At 71.6% G+C, this 14,107-nt stretch carries 14 protein-coding genes; 9 read left to right on the top strand and 5 right to left on the bottom strand.

Annotated features, from left to right (window positions below):
* Positions 1–184: 184 nt before the first annotated feature.
* The gene (locus tag ABTY98_RS05705; RefSeq protein ID WP_352219602.1) at positions 185–742 is read left to right on the top strand and encodes a hypothetical protein; all 558 of its coding nucleotides are present in this window, start codon (positions 185–187) and stop codon (positions 740–742) included.
* On the opposite strand, the gene ABTY98_RS05700 is transcribed toward ABTY98_RS05705, so the two are convergent.
* Positions 739–1,848, bottom strand: coding sequence for an adenylate/guanylate cyclase domain-containing protein (locus ABTY98_RS05700; protein WP_352219601.1), 1,110 nt, complete (start codon positions 1,846–1,848; stop codon positions 739–741). The two genes, ABTY98_RS05705 and ABTY98_RS05700, sit on opposite strands and share 4 nt — an antisense overlap.
* A gap of 409 nt (positions 1,849–2,257) precedes the next feature.
* Positions 2,258–3,124: a biotin--[acetyl-CoA-carboxylase] ligase gene (locus ABTY98_RS05695; protein ID WP_352219600.1), complete on the bottom strand. Its 867-nt coding sequence runs from the start codon at positions 3,122–3,124 to the stop codon at positions 2,258–2,260.
* A gap of 110 nt (positions 3,125–3,234) precedes the next feature.
* Here ABTY98_RS05695 and ABTY98_RS05690 point away from each other — a divergent pair, with 110 nt between their 5' ends.
* From ABTY98_RS05690 to ABTY98_RS05675, 4 genes are all read left to right on the top strand, one after another.
* A complete protein-coding gene (locus ABTY98_RS05690) occupies positions 3,235–4,830 on the top strand; it encodes an acyl-CoA carboxylase subunit beta (protein ID WP_352219599.1) in 1,596 nt (531 codons plus the stop codon).
* 9 nt (positions 4,831–4,839) lie between these two features.
* A complete protein-coding gene (locus tag ABTY98_RS05685) occupies positions 4,840–5,049 on the top strand; it encodes an acyl-CoA carboxylase epsilon subunit (protein WP_352219598.1) in 210 nt (69 codons plus the stop codon).
* Positions 5,050–5,183: 134 nt separating this feature from the next.
* Positions 5,184–5,312, top strand: coding sequence for a morphogenic membrane protein MmpB (mmpB, locus tag ABTY98_RS05680; protein WP_352219597.1), 129 nt, complete (start codon positions 5,184–5,186; stop codon positions 5,310–5,312).
* Positions 5,313–5,335: 23 nt separating this feature from the next.
* Positions 5,336–5,938, top strand: a complete 603-nt coding sequence (locus ABTY98_RS05675; RefSeq protein ID WP_352219596.1) for a Maf family protein — start codon at positions 5,336–5,338, stop codon at positions 5,936–5,938.
* Here the strand turns inward: ABTY98_RS05675 and ABTY98_RS05670 are convergent.
* Positions 5,910–6,452, bottom strand: a complete 543-nt coding sequence (locus tag ABTY98_RS05670) for a hypothetical protein (protein ID WP_352219880.1) — start codon at positions 6,450–6,452, stop codon at positions 5,910–5,912. The genes ABTY98_RS05675 and ABTY98_RS05670 overlap by 29 nt on opposite strands.
* Before the next feature lie 375 nt (positions 6,453–6,827).
* Here ABTY98_RS05670 and ABTY98_RS05665 point away from each other — a divergent pair, with 375 nt between their 5' ends.
* Both ABTY98_RS05665 and ABTY98_RS05660 read left to right on the top strand, forming a co-directional pair.
* Positions 6,828–8,597, top strand: a complete 1,770-nt coding sequence (locus ABTY98_RS05665; protein WP_352219595.1) for an acetyl/propionyl/methylcrotonyl-CoA carboxylase subunit alpha — start codon at positions 6,828–6,830, stop codon at positions 8,595–8,597.
* Positions 8,598–8,888: 291 nt separating this feature from the next.
* Positions 8,889–9,434, top strand: coding sequence for a TetR/AcrR family transcriptional regulator (locus ABTY98_RS05660; RefSeq protein WP_352219594.1), 546 nt, complete (start codon positions 8,889–8,891; stop codon positions 9,432–9,434).
* Between the two features lie 107 nt (positions 9,435–9,541).
* On the opposite strand, the gene ABTY98_RS05655 is transcribed toward ABTY98_RS05660, so the two are convergent.
* Both ABTY98_RS05655 and ABTY98_RS05650 read right to left on the bottom strand, forming a co-directional pair.
* Positions 9,542–10,510, bottom strand: a complete 969-nt coding sequence (locus ABTY98_RS05655) for a DeoR/GlpR family DNA-binding transcription regulator (protein ID WP_352219593.1) — start codon at positions 10,508–10,510, stop codon at positions 9,542–9,544.
* A 166-nt stretch (positions 10,511–10,676) separates the two neighbouring features.
* Positions 10,677–12,125 carry an NAD(P)H-quinone dehydrogenase gene (locus ABTY98_RS05650; protein ID WP_352219592.1) on the bottom strand — a complete coding sequence of 483 codons (1,449 nt, stop codon included), beginning with the start codon at positions 12,123–12,125 and terminating at the stop codon, positions 10,677–10,679.
* A 96-nt stretch (positions 12,126–12,221) separates the two neighbouring features.
* On the opposite strand from ABTY98_RS05650, the gene ABTY98_RS05645 reads away from it, so the two are divergent.
* A complete protein-coding gene (locus tag ABTY98_RS05645; RefSeq protein WP_352219591.1) occupies positions 12,222–12,662 on the top strand; it encodes a gamma-glutamylcyclotransferase family protein in 441 nt (146 codons plus the stop codon).
* Positions 12,663–12,948: 286 nt separating this feature from the next.
* Positions 12,949–13,773 (top strand): purine-nucleoside phosphorylase, encoded by an 825-nt coding sequence (locus tag ABTY98_RS05640; RefSeq protein ID WP_352219590.1) that lies wholly within the window; start codon positions 12,949–12,951, stop codon positions 13,771–13,773.
* The last annotated feature ends 334 nt before the right edge of the window (positions 13,774–14,107 follow it).

The raw sequence follows: 14,107 nt of genomic DNA, 5'->3' as shown, positions 1-14,107 counted from the left end.
ACGCGGGTTAACAGCCTGGACCCGATCATCGCAGCCGGGCCCGGCCCGGGGAAAGGGGCACCGACCGGCTCCGGACACCCCCGTTCGGGTGACATCCCGGGAGACTCCCGGCGCACACCCCACGGCAGCGCATAACGTGCGCTCGCCACGGCGCATCGGGGGCGCGCAGCGGGGAGGGAGCGTCATGACAGGAACGCCGTCAGTCAGTCGGCGGGGGCGGCATCGCAAGCCCCGGCCCCGCAAGGTGCTGTTCGCCGCCGGAGGGCTCGCGCTGGCCGCCGGGGTGCTGAGCCTCGTACGGATGGTGCCGGAGGGCGGTGTCGGCACGCCCGGCACGGCGGAGGCGGAGCCCCGGCTGGACCCAACCTCCGACGCGAACGAACGGTCGGCGAACGCGGCCGCCACCGTCGGTTCGGTCCCCACGGCCACCTCGTCGCAGGCCACCGTCATGGGCGGCGCGAGCCCCACACCGACGGCCACGCGGACCGCCACACCGTCCACATCGGCGTCGGTCTCGCCCACCGCGCTGCCCGGCGGGGTCACGGTCCCGACCACCATCCCCACGGGTCCGGCACGGCCGGTCGGCACGTCGCCGGCTCCGGCGACCAGCGCACCGGCCACGCCACCCGCTCCGACCCCGCCCCCGACCCCTTCGCCCATCACGCATCAGCCGGGCAGCGGTGTCTGCCTGCCGATCGTCGGCCTGTGCGTGGACCCGCTGCTCCAGTCCGGCCGCGGCTAGGTCGACTCCCCGTCGCGGCGGGTGAGCAGCCAGGGCTCCACGACACCCAGGCCGCGCACCGGGCGCTGCCACATCGGCTGGAGGGCGAAGCGGTAGGTCGGGGGTTCCTCGCCCTCCTTCTCGGCGGTGGCCGCGGCTTCAGCGGCCTCCGCCTCCGAGGCGGGCGCCTCGCCGGAGCGGATCAGTTCCTCCGCGAACGCCGAGTCGACGAGCACGGCGTCCCGGGGGGCTATGGAGGTCAGCCGGGAGGCCAGGTTCACGGTCGTTCCGAAGACATCGCCCATTCGGGTGGTCACGGTGCCGAAGGCCATGCCGACGCGCAGCTCCGGCATCGTCTCGTCGTGCGCCATGGTCTCGACGAGGCGCAGGGCGATGTCGGCGGCCGTGCCGGCGTCGTCGGCGGCGTACAGGACCTCGTCGCCGAGGGTCTTGATGAGCCGGCCGCCGCGGGCCGCCACCAGGTCGGCGGCGGTGGTCTCGAAGGCCTCGACCAGCTCGCCGAGCTCCTCCTCCTCCATCCGCCGGGTCAGCCGCGTGAATCCCACGAGGTCGGCGAAGCCGACGGCCAGCCGCCGGTCGACCATCTCCTCGTCGTCGGCCGACTGCACGACCCGGCCGGCCGAGGCGGCGAGCTGGCGGCGCCAGACGTAGACCAGGAACTCCTCCAGCTCGGGCAGGAGCAGCTCGACGATCGGGTATGTGACCTCGGTGCGGGTCATGCCCGGCTCGGGGGGCTCGGTCAGGCCCTCCAGGAAGGAATCCATCTGCCACTCGGCCAGACGGGCGGTGGTCTGCCCGGTCGACCGGGCCACCTGCACGGCCATGGCCTCGCTGAGCAGGCCCGCCTCGACGAGACCGGCGAGCCGGCGCAGGGCCAGCACGTCGGCCTCGGTGAGCGCCTTGGCCTGCCCGATGTCCGCGAAGCCCATGGCCCGCCAGAACCTCGAAGCCAGTTCCATCGAGACACCGGCGCTGCGAGCCGCCTGGAACGGGGTGTAGCGGCGCTCGGCACCGAGGATCAGGCCTTCGAGGCGCAGCGCGAGAGGGTCCTCGCCGGAGTCGGCGGCGTCCGCGCCCTCGCCGGAGCCCGTGTCGTCGACGGTCACGCCTGCTGCCCTTCCGATCTGCCGCGGTCGCATACCGACCGGCCTCAACTCTACGGCAGCTGTGCGGTAGCTCACTTCGTGAGGTGGGCCGGCATCAGGGGTTACGGCGTGGGGAGAGGGGCCGCGGTCGCGGCCGGCGCCCCCTGCGGGACCTCGAGTCCCGGCTGCGGCCCGTGGGGCTGATCGCGCAGTTCCCCGCGCCCCTATCGGGTATCGGGGCGCTGCGGTGCGGGCGCCTTGTCAGCCGACCCAGCCTGCGGGCAGTCGTGCCGCTGGGGCGATGGGGGTCCCCCCGCTCGCGCGAAGCCGAGAGCGGGGGAGGGTGGGCGCAGGCGGCGTGCAAGCGCCGGCACGCGAACCCGCCCGCCCCCGGCCCCCACGCACCCGCGCCGCTCCCCGGCCTCCGCCCTCACGCCGCCCTCAGGTGCACGATGTCCCCCGCCCCCACCGGCTCCTGCACCCCCGCCTCCGTGGCGATCACCAGCCGTCCGTCCCCGTCCACGGCCACCGCCTCGCCCACCAGTGACCGGTCCCCCGGCAGCTCGGCCCGCACCGTCCGCCCCAACGTCGCGCACCCCGCCGCATACGTCTCCTGGAGCCCGCTGCGCACCGGATCGCCCTCCGCCGCGCGCCAGCGCCCGTACCAGTCCTCCAGCGAGCGCAGCACCGCCCGCAGCAGCGGATCCCGGTCCGTGGTCACCGCCCCCGCCAGCGCCAGGGACCCCGCCTGCGGCACCGGCAGCTCCTCCGCACCGAGCGTGACATTGATGCCGACGCCGACCACGACACCGTCCTCGCCGGCCCGCTCCGCCAGGATGCCCCCGGCCTTGCGCTCCTCGTCACCGACGGTGACCAGCAGGTCGTTGGGCCATTTGAGTGCCGTATCGACACCGGCCGCCCGCGCCAGCCCCGTCGCCACCGCCACCCCGGTCAGCAGGGGCAGCCAGCCCCAGCGGGCCACCGGCACCTTGGCCGGCTTCAGCAGCACCGAGAAGAAGAGGCCCGAGCGGGCCGGCGCCGTCCACTGGCGGTCCAGGCGGCCCCGCCCGGCCGTCTGCTCCTCGGCGACGAGCACGGCGCCCTCCGCGGCCTCCCCCGCGACCGCCCGCGCCACCAGCTCGCTGTTGGTGGAGCCGATGCGCTGCACGACCTCCACGCCGGTCCACAGTCCGCCCTCCCGCACCAGGGCCCTGCGCAGCCCCGCGGCACCGAGCGGTGGACGGTCCAGGTCGGACCAGCGATTGTTGTTCTCGTCTGCTGCATCTCGCGGCGTCATGCAAGCCACCCTAGGTGTGTTGTACGCCGCACTGCCGTTTGGTAGGTGCCCCACTACTCTACGGATGAGTAACCGTCCCCCCTTTTGAGCAGGCAGGGAGCCGCATCCCGATGTCCGAGCCGGAAGAGATCGACATTCACACGACCGCGGGGAAGCTCGCGGATCTCCAGCGCCGTGTCCAGCAAGCGACACACGCCGGTTCGGAGCGCGCCGTCGAAAAGCAGCACGCGAAGGGCAAGTTGACGGCCCGTGAGCGAATCGAGCTGCTCCTCGACGAGGGCTCCTTCGTGGAGTTGGACGAGTTCGCCCAGCACCGTTCCACCAGCTTCGGCCTGGAGAAGAACCGGCCTTACGGGGACGGTGTCGTCACCGGATACGGCACGGTGGACGGCCGCCCGATCGCCGTCTTCTCCCAGGACTTCACCGTCTTCGGCGGCGCCCTCGGCGAGGTCTACGGCCAGAAGATCGTCAAGGTGATGGACTTCGCCCTGAAGACCGGCTGCCCGGTCATCGGCATCAACGACTCCGGCGGCGCGCGGATCCAGGAGGGGGTCGCCTCCCTCGGCGCGTACGGCGAGATCTTCCGCCGCAACACCCATGCGTCAGGGGTCATCCCGCAGATCAGCCTGGTCGTCGGGCCCTGCGCCGGCGGTGCCGTGTACTCCCCGGCCATCACCGACTTCACGGTCATGGTCGACCAGACGTCCCACATGTTCATCACCGGCCCGGACGTCATCAAGACGGTCACCGGCGAGGACGTCGGCTTCGAGGAGCTGGGCGGCGCCCGCACCCACAACTCGGTCTCCGGCGTGGCCCATCACATGGCCGGCGACGAGAAGGACGCCATCGAGTACATCAAGCAGCTGCTGTCCTACCTGCCGTCCAACAACCTCTCCGAGGCCCCGGTCTTCCCGGAGGAGGCCGACCTGGCCGTCACGGACGAGGACCGCGAGCTGGACACCCTGGTCCCGGACAGCGCGAACCAGCCGTACGACATCCACACGGTGATCGAACACGTCCTCGACGACAGCGAGTTCTTCGAGACGCAGGCCCTGTACGCGCCGAACATCGTCACCGGCTTCGGCCGTGTCGAGGGCCACCCGGTCGGCATCGTCGCCAACCAGCCGATGCAGTTCGCCGGCTGCCTCGACATCAAGGCGAGCGAGAAGGCGGCCCGCTTCGTCCGCACCTGCGACGCCTTCAATGTCCCGGTCATCACCTTCGTCGACGTCCCGGGCTTCCTCCCCGGCGTCGACCAGGAGCACGACGGCATCATCCGCCGCGGCGCCAAGCTGATCTACGCCTACGCCGAGGCGACGGTCCCCCTGATCACCGTCATCACCCGCAAGGCCTTCGGCGGCGCCTACGACGTCATGGGCTCCAAGCACCTGGGGGCCGATCTCAACCTCGCGTGGCCGACGGCCCAGATCGCCGTCATGGGCGCCCAGGGTGCCGTCAACATCCTGCACCGCCGCACCATCGCCGAGGCGGTGGCGGGCGGCGAGGACCTCGAGGCCGTCCGCGCCCGCCTGATCCAGGAGTACGAGGACCACCTCCTCAACCCCTACACGGCCGCCGAACGCGGCTACGTCGACGCGGTGATCATGCCGTCGGACACCCGCCGCCATGTCGTACGGGGCCTGCGCCAGCTCCGCACCAAGCGCGAGTCCCTGCCCCCGAAGAAGCACGGCAACATCCCCCTGTAAGGAGCCGCTGTGACGATCAGAGTCGTACGGGGCAACCCGACCCCGGAGGAGCTGGCCGCCGCACTGGCGGTGGTAAGGGCGAGGGCAGCTGCGATGGCGGCCGCGCCGTCCGGCGCCCCGAGGCCGAGGGCCGCCTGGTCCGACCCGTCCCGCATCGCCCGGCGCCGGGTCCCCGACCCGAGCCCGACGGCATGGACCCGGACTTACTGGCCGAGCTGAGACAACACCCCAGGGGCGCGAGGCTGTATCCATTCGCGGCTCCGCCGCGCGGGCGCACGGAAGCGAAACTCCGGGCTCCAATTTGAGTACGGCTACTCAGGCGCCCGCGTCGGCCCGAGCCGCACGCTGGTGCCATGCTGTGGTCGGACCCGGAAGACGAGCCGCCGAAGGACCTGCAGGACATGCAGAACACCCTCCGGCGGCTCGGCGTCCTCCTGGCCCTGGCGATGCTGCTGGCGATGATCGTGCTGGGCGTCAGATAGGCCGCAGCCACTACTCTGACGCCATGCGCAGACTCGTCCTCGCCTCCCAGTCCCCCGCCCGGCTGAACCTCCTGCGGCAGGCGGGCCTCGCCCCCGAGGTGATCGTCAGCGGCGTCGACGAGGACGCCGTCACCGCTCCCACCCCGGCCGAACTGGCCCTCGCCCTCGCCGAGGCCAAGGCTTCCGTCGTAGCCGCCCGCCCCGACGTGCGGGGCGCGATCGTGATCGGCTGTGACTCGGTGCTGGACCTCGACGGCCAGGCGCTCGGCAAGCCGGCGGACGCCGAGGAGGCGACCGCCCGCTGGAAGTCGATGCGCGGCCGGGCCGGCACCCTGCAGACCGGGCACTGCGTCTGGGACACGGCGAGCAACCGGCATGTGTCGGCGACCGCGTCCACCGTCGTCCGGTTCGGCGAGCCCACCGACGCGGAGGTCGCCGCGTACGTCGCCTCGGGCGAACCCCTCTACGTGGCGGGCGCGTTCACGCTCGACGGCCGCAGCGCGCCGTTCATCGACGGCATCGACGGCGACCACGGCAACGTGATCGGCATCAGCCTGCCCCTGGTCCGCCGGCTGCTCGCGGAGCTGGGCGTCGGCATCACGGAGTTGTGGGCGCCGGCGGAGTGACCGGCCCGGCGGCCGGCCTGTCCTTCCTCGGCTCCGGTTCCGGACCGGCCTCCGAACCGTCCGCCGGACCGGCACCGGATCCGTCCGCACCCCCGTCGGCGTCCGCTCCGGTGCCGGGCTCCTCCGTACGGTCGTACGTCATCAGCAGCAGCACGACGAGCGCGAGGACGACCACCATGAACAGGAACGCGGTCCAGCCGATCAGGCCCCACGCCACGGCGCCCAGCAGGCCGTGTACGACCGCGACGCTGATCAGCAGGATGCGGCCGAGGCCGGCGGGCGCACGGTCGCGTATCGCCACCAGCAGGGCCACCAGGGCGCACAGGGCGAAGTAGAGGCCGAAGACCACGGCACCGATCTTCGCGCTCATCGACATGTTGTGCGGGTCCAGGCCGGCCAGGGACATTTCCTGACGGTCGACCACCACTCCCATGAACCAGTTGAGCGCGGCGATGCCGAACGCCTCGGCGAGGAGTACGACCGCCACGACCCATGCCACCGGTCTGCGCACCACCGGTCCCCACCCACTTTCGGTCACGGCCCCGCGAGAGCCGCTGTTACTTGAAGTACGTTCAAGACAGCGCGAACGCTACTAACGGGTAAACCCGGGGACAAGAGGCCGGGCGTCGGCAAAGATTCGTTGGGCCATTCGTAGGGACTCAACAAAGAAACGTTGTGGGGCGCGGCACGCTCTCACAGAGACCTTGAGCACATCGCGGGGCTAGGGTTTTCCGAAGGAGTCCTGCGTACCACGGTGCGACAAGGGCTTTCGCGGGTCGGGCGAGCCTCGCATCACGCTCCGTGTGGGCAAGCTCACCATTGGGGACGGGTCGAAGTGCCGTGTCGGCCTTCCCTAAACTCGGCTTGTTTCAAGGAGGGAGCCTCAATCGTGCGCAAGGTGCTCATCGCCAACCGTGGCGAAATCGCTGTCCGCGTGGCCCGGGCCTGCCGGGACGCAGGGATCGCGAGCGTGGCCGTCTACGCGGACCCGGACCGGGACGCTCTGCATGTCCGCGCCGCGGATGAGGCGTTCGCCCTGGGCGGTGACACCCCGGCCACCAGTTACCTGGACATCGACAAGGTCCTGAACGCGGCACGCGAGGCGGGGGCCGACGCCGTCCACCCGGGCTACGGCTTCCTGTCCGAGAACGCCGAGTTCGCCCAGGCGGTCCTGGACGCGGGCCTGACCTGGATCGGGCCGCCGCCGCAGGCCATCCGCGACCTCGGCGACAAGGTGGCCGCCCGGCACATCGCCCAGCGGGCCGGCGCCCCCCTGGTCGCCGGCACCCCGGACCCGGTCTCGGGTGCCGACGAGGTCGTGGCGTTCGCCGAGGAACACGGCCTGCCGATCGCCATCAAGGCCGCCTTCGGGGGCGGCGGGCGCGGGCTGAAGGTCGCCCGCACCCTCGAGGAGATCCCGGAGCTGTACGACTCCGCCGTCCGCGAGGCGGTGGCCGCCTTCGGCCGCGGGGAGTGCTTCGTGGAGCGCTACCTGGACCGGCCGCGGCACGTGGAGACGCAGTGCCTGGCCGACAAGCACGGCAACGTGGTCGTCGTGTCGACCCGTGACTGCTCGCTCCAGCGCCGCCACCAGAAGCTCGTCGAGGAGGCCCCGGCCCCCTTCCTGTCCGACGCGCAGGTCGCCGAGCTGTACCGCGCCTCCAAGGCCATCCTCAAGGAGGCCGCCTACGAGGGCGCCGGCACCTGTGAGTTCCTGGTCGGCCAGGACGGCACGATCTCCTTCCTGGAGGTCAACACCCGCCTCCAGGTCGAGCACCCGGTGACCGAGGAGGTCGCCGGTATCGACCTGGTCCGCGAGATGTTCCGGATCGCCGACGGCGAGGAACTCGGCTACGACGACCCGCAGCTGCGCGGTCATTCGTTCGAGTTCCGGATCAACGGCGAGGACCCGGGCCGTAACTTCCTGCCCGCTCCCGGTTCGGTCACCACCTTCGACGCCCCCTCGGGCCCCGGTGTCCGTCTGGACGCGGGCGTGGAGGCCGGCTCGGTCATCGGCCCGGCCTGGGACTCCCTGCTGGCGAAGCTGATCGTCACCGGCCGGACCCGCAAGGAGGCCCTGGAGCGGGCCGCCCGCGCCCTGGACGAGTTCCAGGTCGAGGGCATGGCCACCGCGATCCCGTTCCACCGGGCGGTGGTCAGGGACCCGGCGTTCGCGCCCGAGCTGACCGGCTCCGAGGACCCGTTCACGGTCCACACCCGCTGGATCGAGACCGAGTTCGTCAACGAGATCAAGCCCTTCGCCGCCCCGGCCGACGCCGAGGCGGAGGAGGCCGACCGTGAGACGGTCGTCGTCGAGGTCGGCGGCAAGCGCCTGGAGGTCTCGCTGCCGGCGTCCCTGGGCATGACCCTGGCCCGCACCGGCCTCGCCGCCGGCGCCAAGCCGAAGCGCCGGGCCGCCAAGAAGTCCGGCCCGGTCGCCTCCGGTGACACCCTCGCCTCGCCGATGCAGGGCACGATCGTCAAGGTCGCGGTCGAGGAGGGCCAGGAGGTCAAGGAGGGCGACCTGATCGTCGTCCTGGAGGCCATGAAGATGGAGCAGCCGCTGAACGCGCACAAGGCCGGCACCATCAAGGGCCTCGCCGCCGAGATCGGTGCCTCCCTCACCTCAGGCGCCGTGATCTGCGAGATCAAGGACTGACGACGCCCCGAACCGCACGGCCCGGCGAACGGCACCCAGCCGTTCGCCGGGCACCCACGGGATGTCCGGCGGATCATCTCGGCGTCGCGGGCCCTGGTGCGTGAATCTGCGGCGTTGCCGTCGGTCGCCGACGTCCCCCCGGCCTTCGGCCGAGGGCGCCCCCCTCGGCGTCGACTCCCTGCTCCCGCCTCAGCCGGCCACTTGCACCGGAGCCCGCTCGGCCCGGCCAGGACACGCCGCGTCTCACGGCCGACCTGATCCGCCGAAACCCCTAGACTTCTGGAACGGCCCATGCGCGCCGACGCCCGCCGCAATCATGACCGGCTGCTCGCCGAGGCCCGTGCCGTGTTCGCCGAGTACGGCACCGACGCCTCGCTCGAGGACGTGGCCCGGCGGGCGGGCGTGGGTATCGGCACCCTGTACCGCCACTTCCCGAACCGGCACGCGCTGATGAGCGCGGTCTTCGAGGACGCGGTGAACGAACTCCTCGCCAGGGCCTGCGAGCTGCTGACGGCCCCCGAGCCGTGCGGGGCCCTGCTGACATGGCTCCACGAGGTGGTCGGCCATGCGGCCGAGTACCGGGGCCTGTCGAGGGCCTTGATGTCGGTGTCGTCGACCGACCCCGCGTCGGCCCTGGCCCGGTGCGGCACCCCGATCAGGGAGGCGGGCGGAGCACTGCTGCTACGCGCCCAGGAGTCGGGCGCCGTGCGGGCCGACGTCCATATCGCCGACCTGCTTCAGCTGACCCACGCCATCGCCCTGGCGGCGGAGGAGTCCCCGCAGGACCCGGCTCTGGCGGACAGGTTGCTGCAACTGACGCTGAGAGGACTGACGTAGGGGTACGGGGCCGGGCGATATGCGGTTACCGTCGCGTGGGCGCGGCCGGCAAGGCACGCGGCCCGGGCCCGCGCGCGAACCGAACCCCCGGCGACGCACTCCGCCCCTCACCGCCGCCGCATATCGGCGACCCGCCCCCGCTCGGCCCCCGTCGGCTGTTCGCCGCCCAGCATCGATGCCGACCGCAACCCCGACCCCGGCACCTGACTCCGCCGCGGCCCCGGAAGGGATACGTCCCGACGCTGTTGATGCTGTTGCTGCCGCGCCGGGACCTGATCACCCCCCGGGTTTCCCGACGCTCCGGCCACAGCGATCTGCACCCCCTGATCGGCGAGGGCCTGAAGCTCCGTGGCCGCACGGTCGTCATGAGGCGGCGGCTCGTCCGTGACCAGTCGGGTGATGACGTCCGTCGGCACGGTCTGGAACATCGTGTCCGTACCGAGCTTGGTGTGGTCGGCGAGGACGACGACCTCCGCGGCGGCCTGCACCAGCGCCCGGTCGACGGACGCCGACAGCATGTTGGACGTGGACAGCCCCCGCTCCGCCGTCAGGCCACTGCCCGACAGAAAGGCCTTCGACACGCGCAGCCCCTGCAGGGACTGCTCCGCGCCGGAGCCGACGAGGGCGTAGTTGGAGCCGCGCAGGGTCCCGCCGGTCATCACGACCTCGACCCGGTTGGCATGGGCCAAGGCCTGCGCCACCAGCAGCGAGTTGGTGACGACGGTGAGTCCGGGGACCCGCGCCAGCCGGCGGGCGAGTTCCTGGGTGGTGGTACCCGCCCCGACCACGATGGCCTCGCCTTCTTCGACGAGACCCGCGGCGAGATCGGCGATGGCCGTCTTCTCGGCGGTCGCGAGATGTGACTTCTGCGGAAAGCCGGACTCCCGCGTGAACCCGCCCGGCAGTACCGCACCGCCATGCCGGCGGTCGAGGAGTCCTTCTGCCTCCAGTGCGCGCACGTCCCGCCGTACGGTCACTTCTGAGGTCTGGACGACGCGGGCGAGCTCACGGAGCGATACGGCCCCGTTCGCGCGCACCATTTCGAGGATCAATTGGCGACGTTCTGCAGCGAACACGAAACTGACAGTAACCCCAACGACCGTCTGCTTTCAGCAGTTTGCGCCGAATAGCAGAAGTTGTTCGCACAGCAGGGTCGCAAGTGGTATAGGAGCCACCCCACGCGACTATGCCGTACGCATTCTCGACAACTCCCCGTGACCAGCGGGGAGTCCGTTCCGGCCGTCAGACCTCGCTGCCGGTCTTCCGGGTGTGCAGCTGCCGCGCGACCTCCGCGATCGACCCCGAAAGGGAGGGGTACACGGTGAACGCGTTCGCGATCTGTTCGACCGTCAGATTGTTGTCGACGGCGATCGAGATGGGGTGGATGAGTTCCGAGGCGCGGGGCGAGACCACCACACCGCCGACCACGATCCCCGTACCCGGCCGGCAGAACATCTTCACGAAGCCGTCGCGGATGCCCTGCATCTTCGCGCGCGGGTTGCGCAGCAGCGGCAGCTTCACCACGCGCGCGTCGATCTTTCCGGAGTCGACGTCGGCCTGCGTGTAGCCCACCGTCGCGATCTCCGGGTCGGTGAAGACGTTGGACGACACGGTCTTCAGGTTCAGCGGGGCCACCGCGTCGCCCAGGAAGTGGTACATGGCGATACGCCCCTGCATGGCGGCCACCGACGCAAGGGCGAAGACCCCGGTCACGTCACCGGCGGCGTACACGCCCGGAGCCGTCGTCCTCGACACCTTGTCGGTCCAGATGTGCCCGGAGTCGCGCAGCTTGACGCCCGCCTCCTCCAGACCCAGGCCCGCGCTGTTCGGGACGGCGCCGACGGCCATCAGGCAGTGCGTGCCGGTGATGACCCGGCCGTCGGCGAGGGTCACCTCCACCCGGTCCCCGACCCGCTTGGCGGCGGCGGCCCGCGACCGGGCCATGACGTTCATGCCACGGCGGCGGAAGACGTCCTCCAGGACAGCGGCCGCGTCCGGGTCCTCGCCCGGCAGCACGCGGTCCCGGGACGACACCAGGGTCACCTTGGACCCCAGCGCCTGATAGGCACCGGCGAACTCGGCACCGGTCACACCCGACCCGACCACGATGAGCTCCTCGGGCAGCTCGTCGAGGTCGTAGACCTGGGTCCAGTTCAGGATGCGCTCGCCGTCGGGCTGGGCGTCGGGCAGCTCGCGCGGATGGCCACCGGTGGCGATGAGCACCGCGTCGGCCGTCAGGGTCTCCGCACTCCCGTCGGCGGAGGTGACGACGACCTTGCGCGACCCGTCCAGGGCCTGCATGCCCTCCAGCCGCCCGCGCCCCCGCATGACCCGCGCACCCGCACGCGTCACCGAGGCCGTGATGTCGTGCGACTGCGCGAGGGCGAGCCGCTTCACACGCCGGTTGACCTTCCCCAGATCGACCCCGACCACCCGTGCCGCCTGCTCCAGCGGTGGGGTGTCGTCGGCGACGATGATCCCCAGCTCCTCGTACGAGGAGTCGAAGTTGGTCATCACCTCGGCCGTAGCGATAAGGGTCTTCGACGGCACGCAGTCGGTCAGCACCGACGCTCCGCCCAGACCGTCGCAGTCGACGACGGTCACCTCCGCGCCGAGCTGCGCGCCCACCAGCGCCGCTTCATAGCCGCCGGGTCCGCCACCGATGATCACGATCCGAGTCACGTACTCCATTGTCCCGCACCCCTCAAGGTGCTATTGCCCGGGGGCGCCACCCGACGCTTCCTGGGGCTGGAGAGGTACCTGGGACGGCTGCCGTACCCTCTCCCCATGTCGTCGCTCTACGCCGCGTACGCCGGCAATCTCGACGCACGGCTGATGTCGCGCCGCGCTCCGCACTCGCCCCTGCGCGCCACCGGCTGGCTGAACGGATGGCGGCTGACCTTCGGCGGGGAGCAGATGGGCTGGGAGGGCGCGCTGGCGACGATCGTCGAGGACCCCCTCTCCCAGGTCTTCGTCGGCCTCTACGACCTCGCCCCGATGGACGAGGAGTCCATGGACCGCTGGGAGGGCGTCGGTATGGACATCTACCGCCGGGCACGCGTGCGCGTGCACACGCTGGAGGGCGAGGAGAACGCCTGGCTCTACGTCCTCAACGGCTACGAGGGCGGCCTGCCCTCGGCCCGCTATCTCGGCGAGATCGCCGACGCCGCCGAGTCGGCCGGCGCACCACACGATTACGTGATGGAGCTGCGCAAGCGGCCCTGCTGACACACCGCGTCCCTGCACTTGCGGAACCGACGCGTCGAGCTGGACGATCGTCGGCGCATCGCGTTCCACAAGGGCATCGCCCTGCTGGCCTCACGCGGCACGTCCTCGTGACCGACGAGTGACCCCGTCGGCGTCCCCCATCGAGGCCCCAAGCCGCACAGACCATCCACAGGTGGCACGAAGTTACCTGCGTCACACCGCTCGTTGGAAACGACAAGACAACGATCGCCATCCGGTGAGCTCAGTCATCTACGCGCGTAGGCCAGGACCGGCTACTCTCATCCGCGTGAACGCATCTCTTCTTCCGGACAACATCCAGGGCGACCCCCATGCCGCTGCCGACGCGGCCGCCGCGCGGCTGCGCGAGCTCACGGGCGCCGAGACCCACGACGTCGCCCTCGTGATGGGCTCCGGCTGGGCTCCGGCCGTCGACGCCCTGGGCGCTCCCGACGCCGAGTTCCAGGTCACCGAGGTGCCCGGCTTCCCGCCGCCGGCCGTCGAGGGGCACGGCGGCAAGATCCGCTCGTACTCCTTCGGTGACAAGCGCGCGCTGGTCTTCCTGGGCCGCACGCACTACTACGAGGGCCGCGGCGTCTCCGCCGTCGCACACGGCGTCCGCACCGCCGTAGCCGCCGGCTGCAAAACGATCGTCCTCACCAACGGCTGCGGCGGTCTGCGCGAGGGCATGCGTCCCGGCCAGCCGGTCCTCATCAGCGACCACATCAACCTCACGGCGACCTCCCCGATCGTCGGCGCGAACTTCGTGGACCTGACGGACCTGTACTCCCCCCGCCTGCGTGCCCTGTGCAAGGAGATCGACCCCACCCTCGAAGAGGGCGTCTACGCGCAGTTCCCCGGCCCGCACTACGAGACCCCGGCCGAGATCCGCATGGCCCGCGTCATCGGCGCGGACCTGGTGGGCATGTCGACGGTCCTCGAAGCGATCGCCGCGCGCGAGGCGGGCGCCGAGGTCCTGGGCATCTCCCTGGTGACCAACCTGGCGGCGGGCATGACCGGCGAGCCGCTGAACCACGAGGAGGTCCTCCAGGCGGGCCGCGACTCGGCGGCACGGATGGGCTCACTGCTGGCGCAGGTGCTGGGCAGGCTGTAACCGCCGCGACAGGGGGTGCCACGGAAGGCCGTAGAACGTCCGCGGCCCCGCCGTGGCCGGTCGCGCAGTTCCCCGCCTCCCCTGGTGGGCACGGACAACCCGGCGCCCACGACGGAACGCCGAGGCTGTAACCGCCGCGACAGGGGGTGCCACGGAAGGCCGTAGAGCGTCCGCGGCCCCGCCGTGGCCTGGTCGCGCAGTTCCCCGCGCCCCTGGGCGGGCACGGACACCCGGCACCACGACGGAACGCCGAGGCTGTAACCGCCGCGACAGGGGGTGCCACGGAAGGCCGTAGAGCGTCCGCGGCCCCGCCGTGGCCTGGTCGCGCAGTTCC

Source organism: Streptomyces sp. NPDC096040 (assembly GCF_040303265.1).
Taxonomy (GTDB): Bacteria; Actinomycetota; Actinomycetes; order Streptomycetales; family Streptomycetaceae; genus Streptomyces.
The sequence above is the reverse complement of the archived record's forward strand: the minus strand, read 5'-3'. Positions and strand labels throughout refer to the sequence as shown.

What these genes read in the sequence shown, in the direction of transcription:
- ABTY98_RS05705 (WP_352219602.1), top strand. Translation starts at nt 185, where the DNA reads ATGACAGGAACGCCGTCAGTCAGTCGGCGGGGGCGGCATCGCAAGCCC.
- ABTY98_RS05695 (WP_352219600.1), bottom strand. Translation starts at nt 3,124, where the DNA reads ATGACGCCGCGAGATGCAGCAGACGAGAACAACAATCGCTGGTCCGAC.
- ABTY98_RS05690 (WP_352219599.1), top strand. Translation starts at nt 3,235, where the DNA reads ATGTCCGAGCCGGAAGAGATCGACATTCACACGACCGCGGGGAAGCTC.
- mmpB (WP_352219597.1), top strand. Translation starts at nt 5,184, where the DNA reads ATGCTGTGGTCGGACCCGGAAGACGAGCCGCCGAAGGACCTGCAGGAC.
- ABTY98_RS05675 (WP_352219596.1), top strand. Translation starts at nt 5,336, where the DNA reads ATGCGCAGACTCGTCCTCGCCTCCCAGTCCCCCGCCCGGCTGAACCTC.
- ABTY98_RS05660 (WP_352219594.1), top strand. Translation starts at nt 8,889, where the DNA reads ATGCGCGCCGACGCCCGCCGCAATCATGACCGGCTGCTCGCCGAGGCC.
- ABTY98_RS05650 (WP_352219592.1), bottom strand. Translation starts at nt 12,125, where the DNA reads ATGGAGTACGTGACTCGGATCGTGATCATCGGTGGCGGACCCGGCGGC.
- ABTY98_RS05645 (WP_352219591.1), top strand. Translation starts at nt 12,222, where the DNA reads ATGTCGTCGCTCTACGCCGCGTACGCCGGCAATCTCGACGCACGGCTG.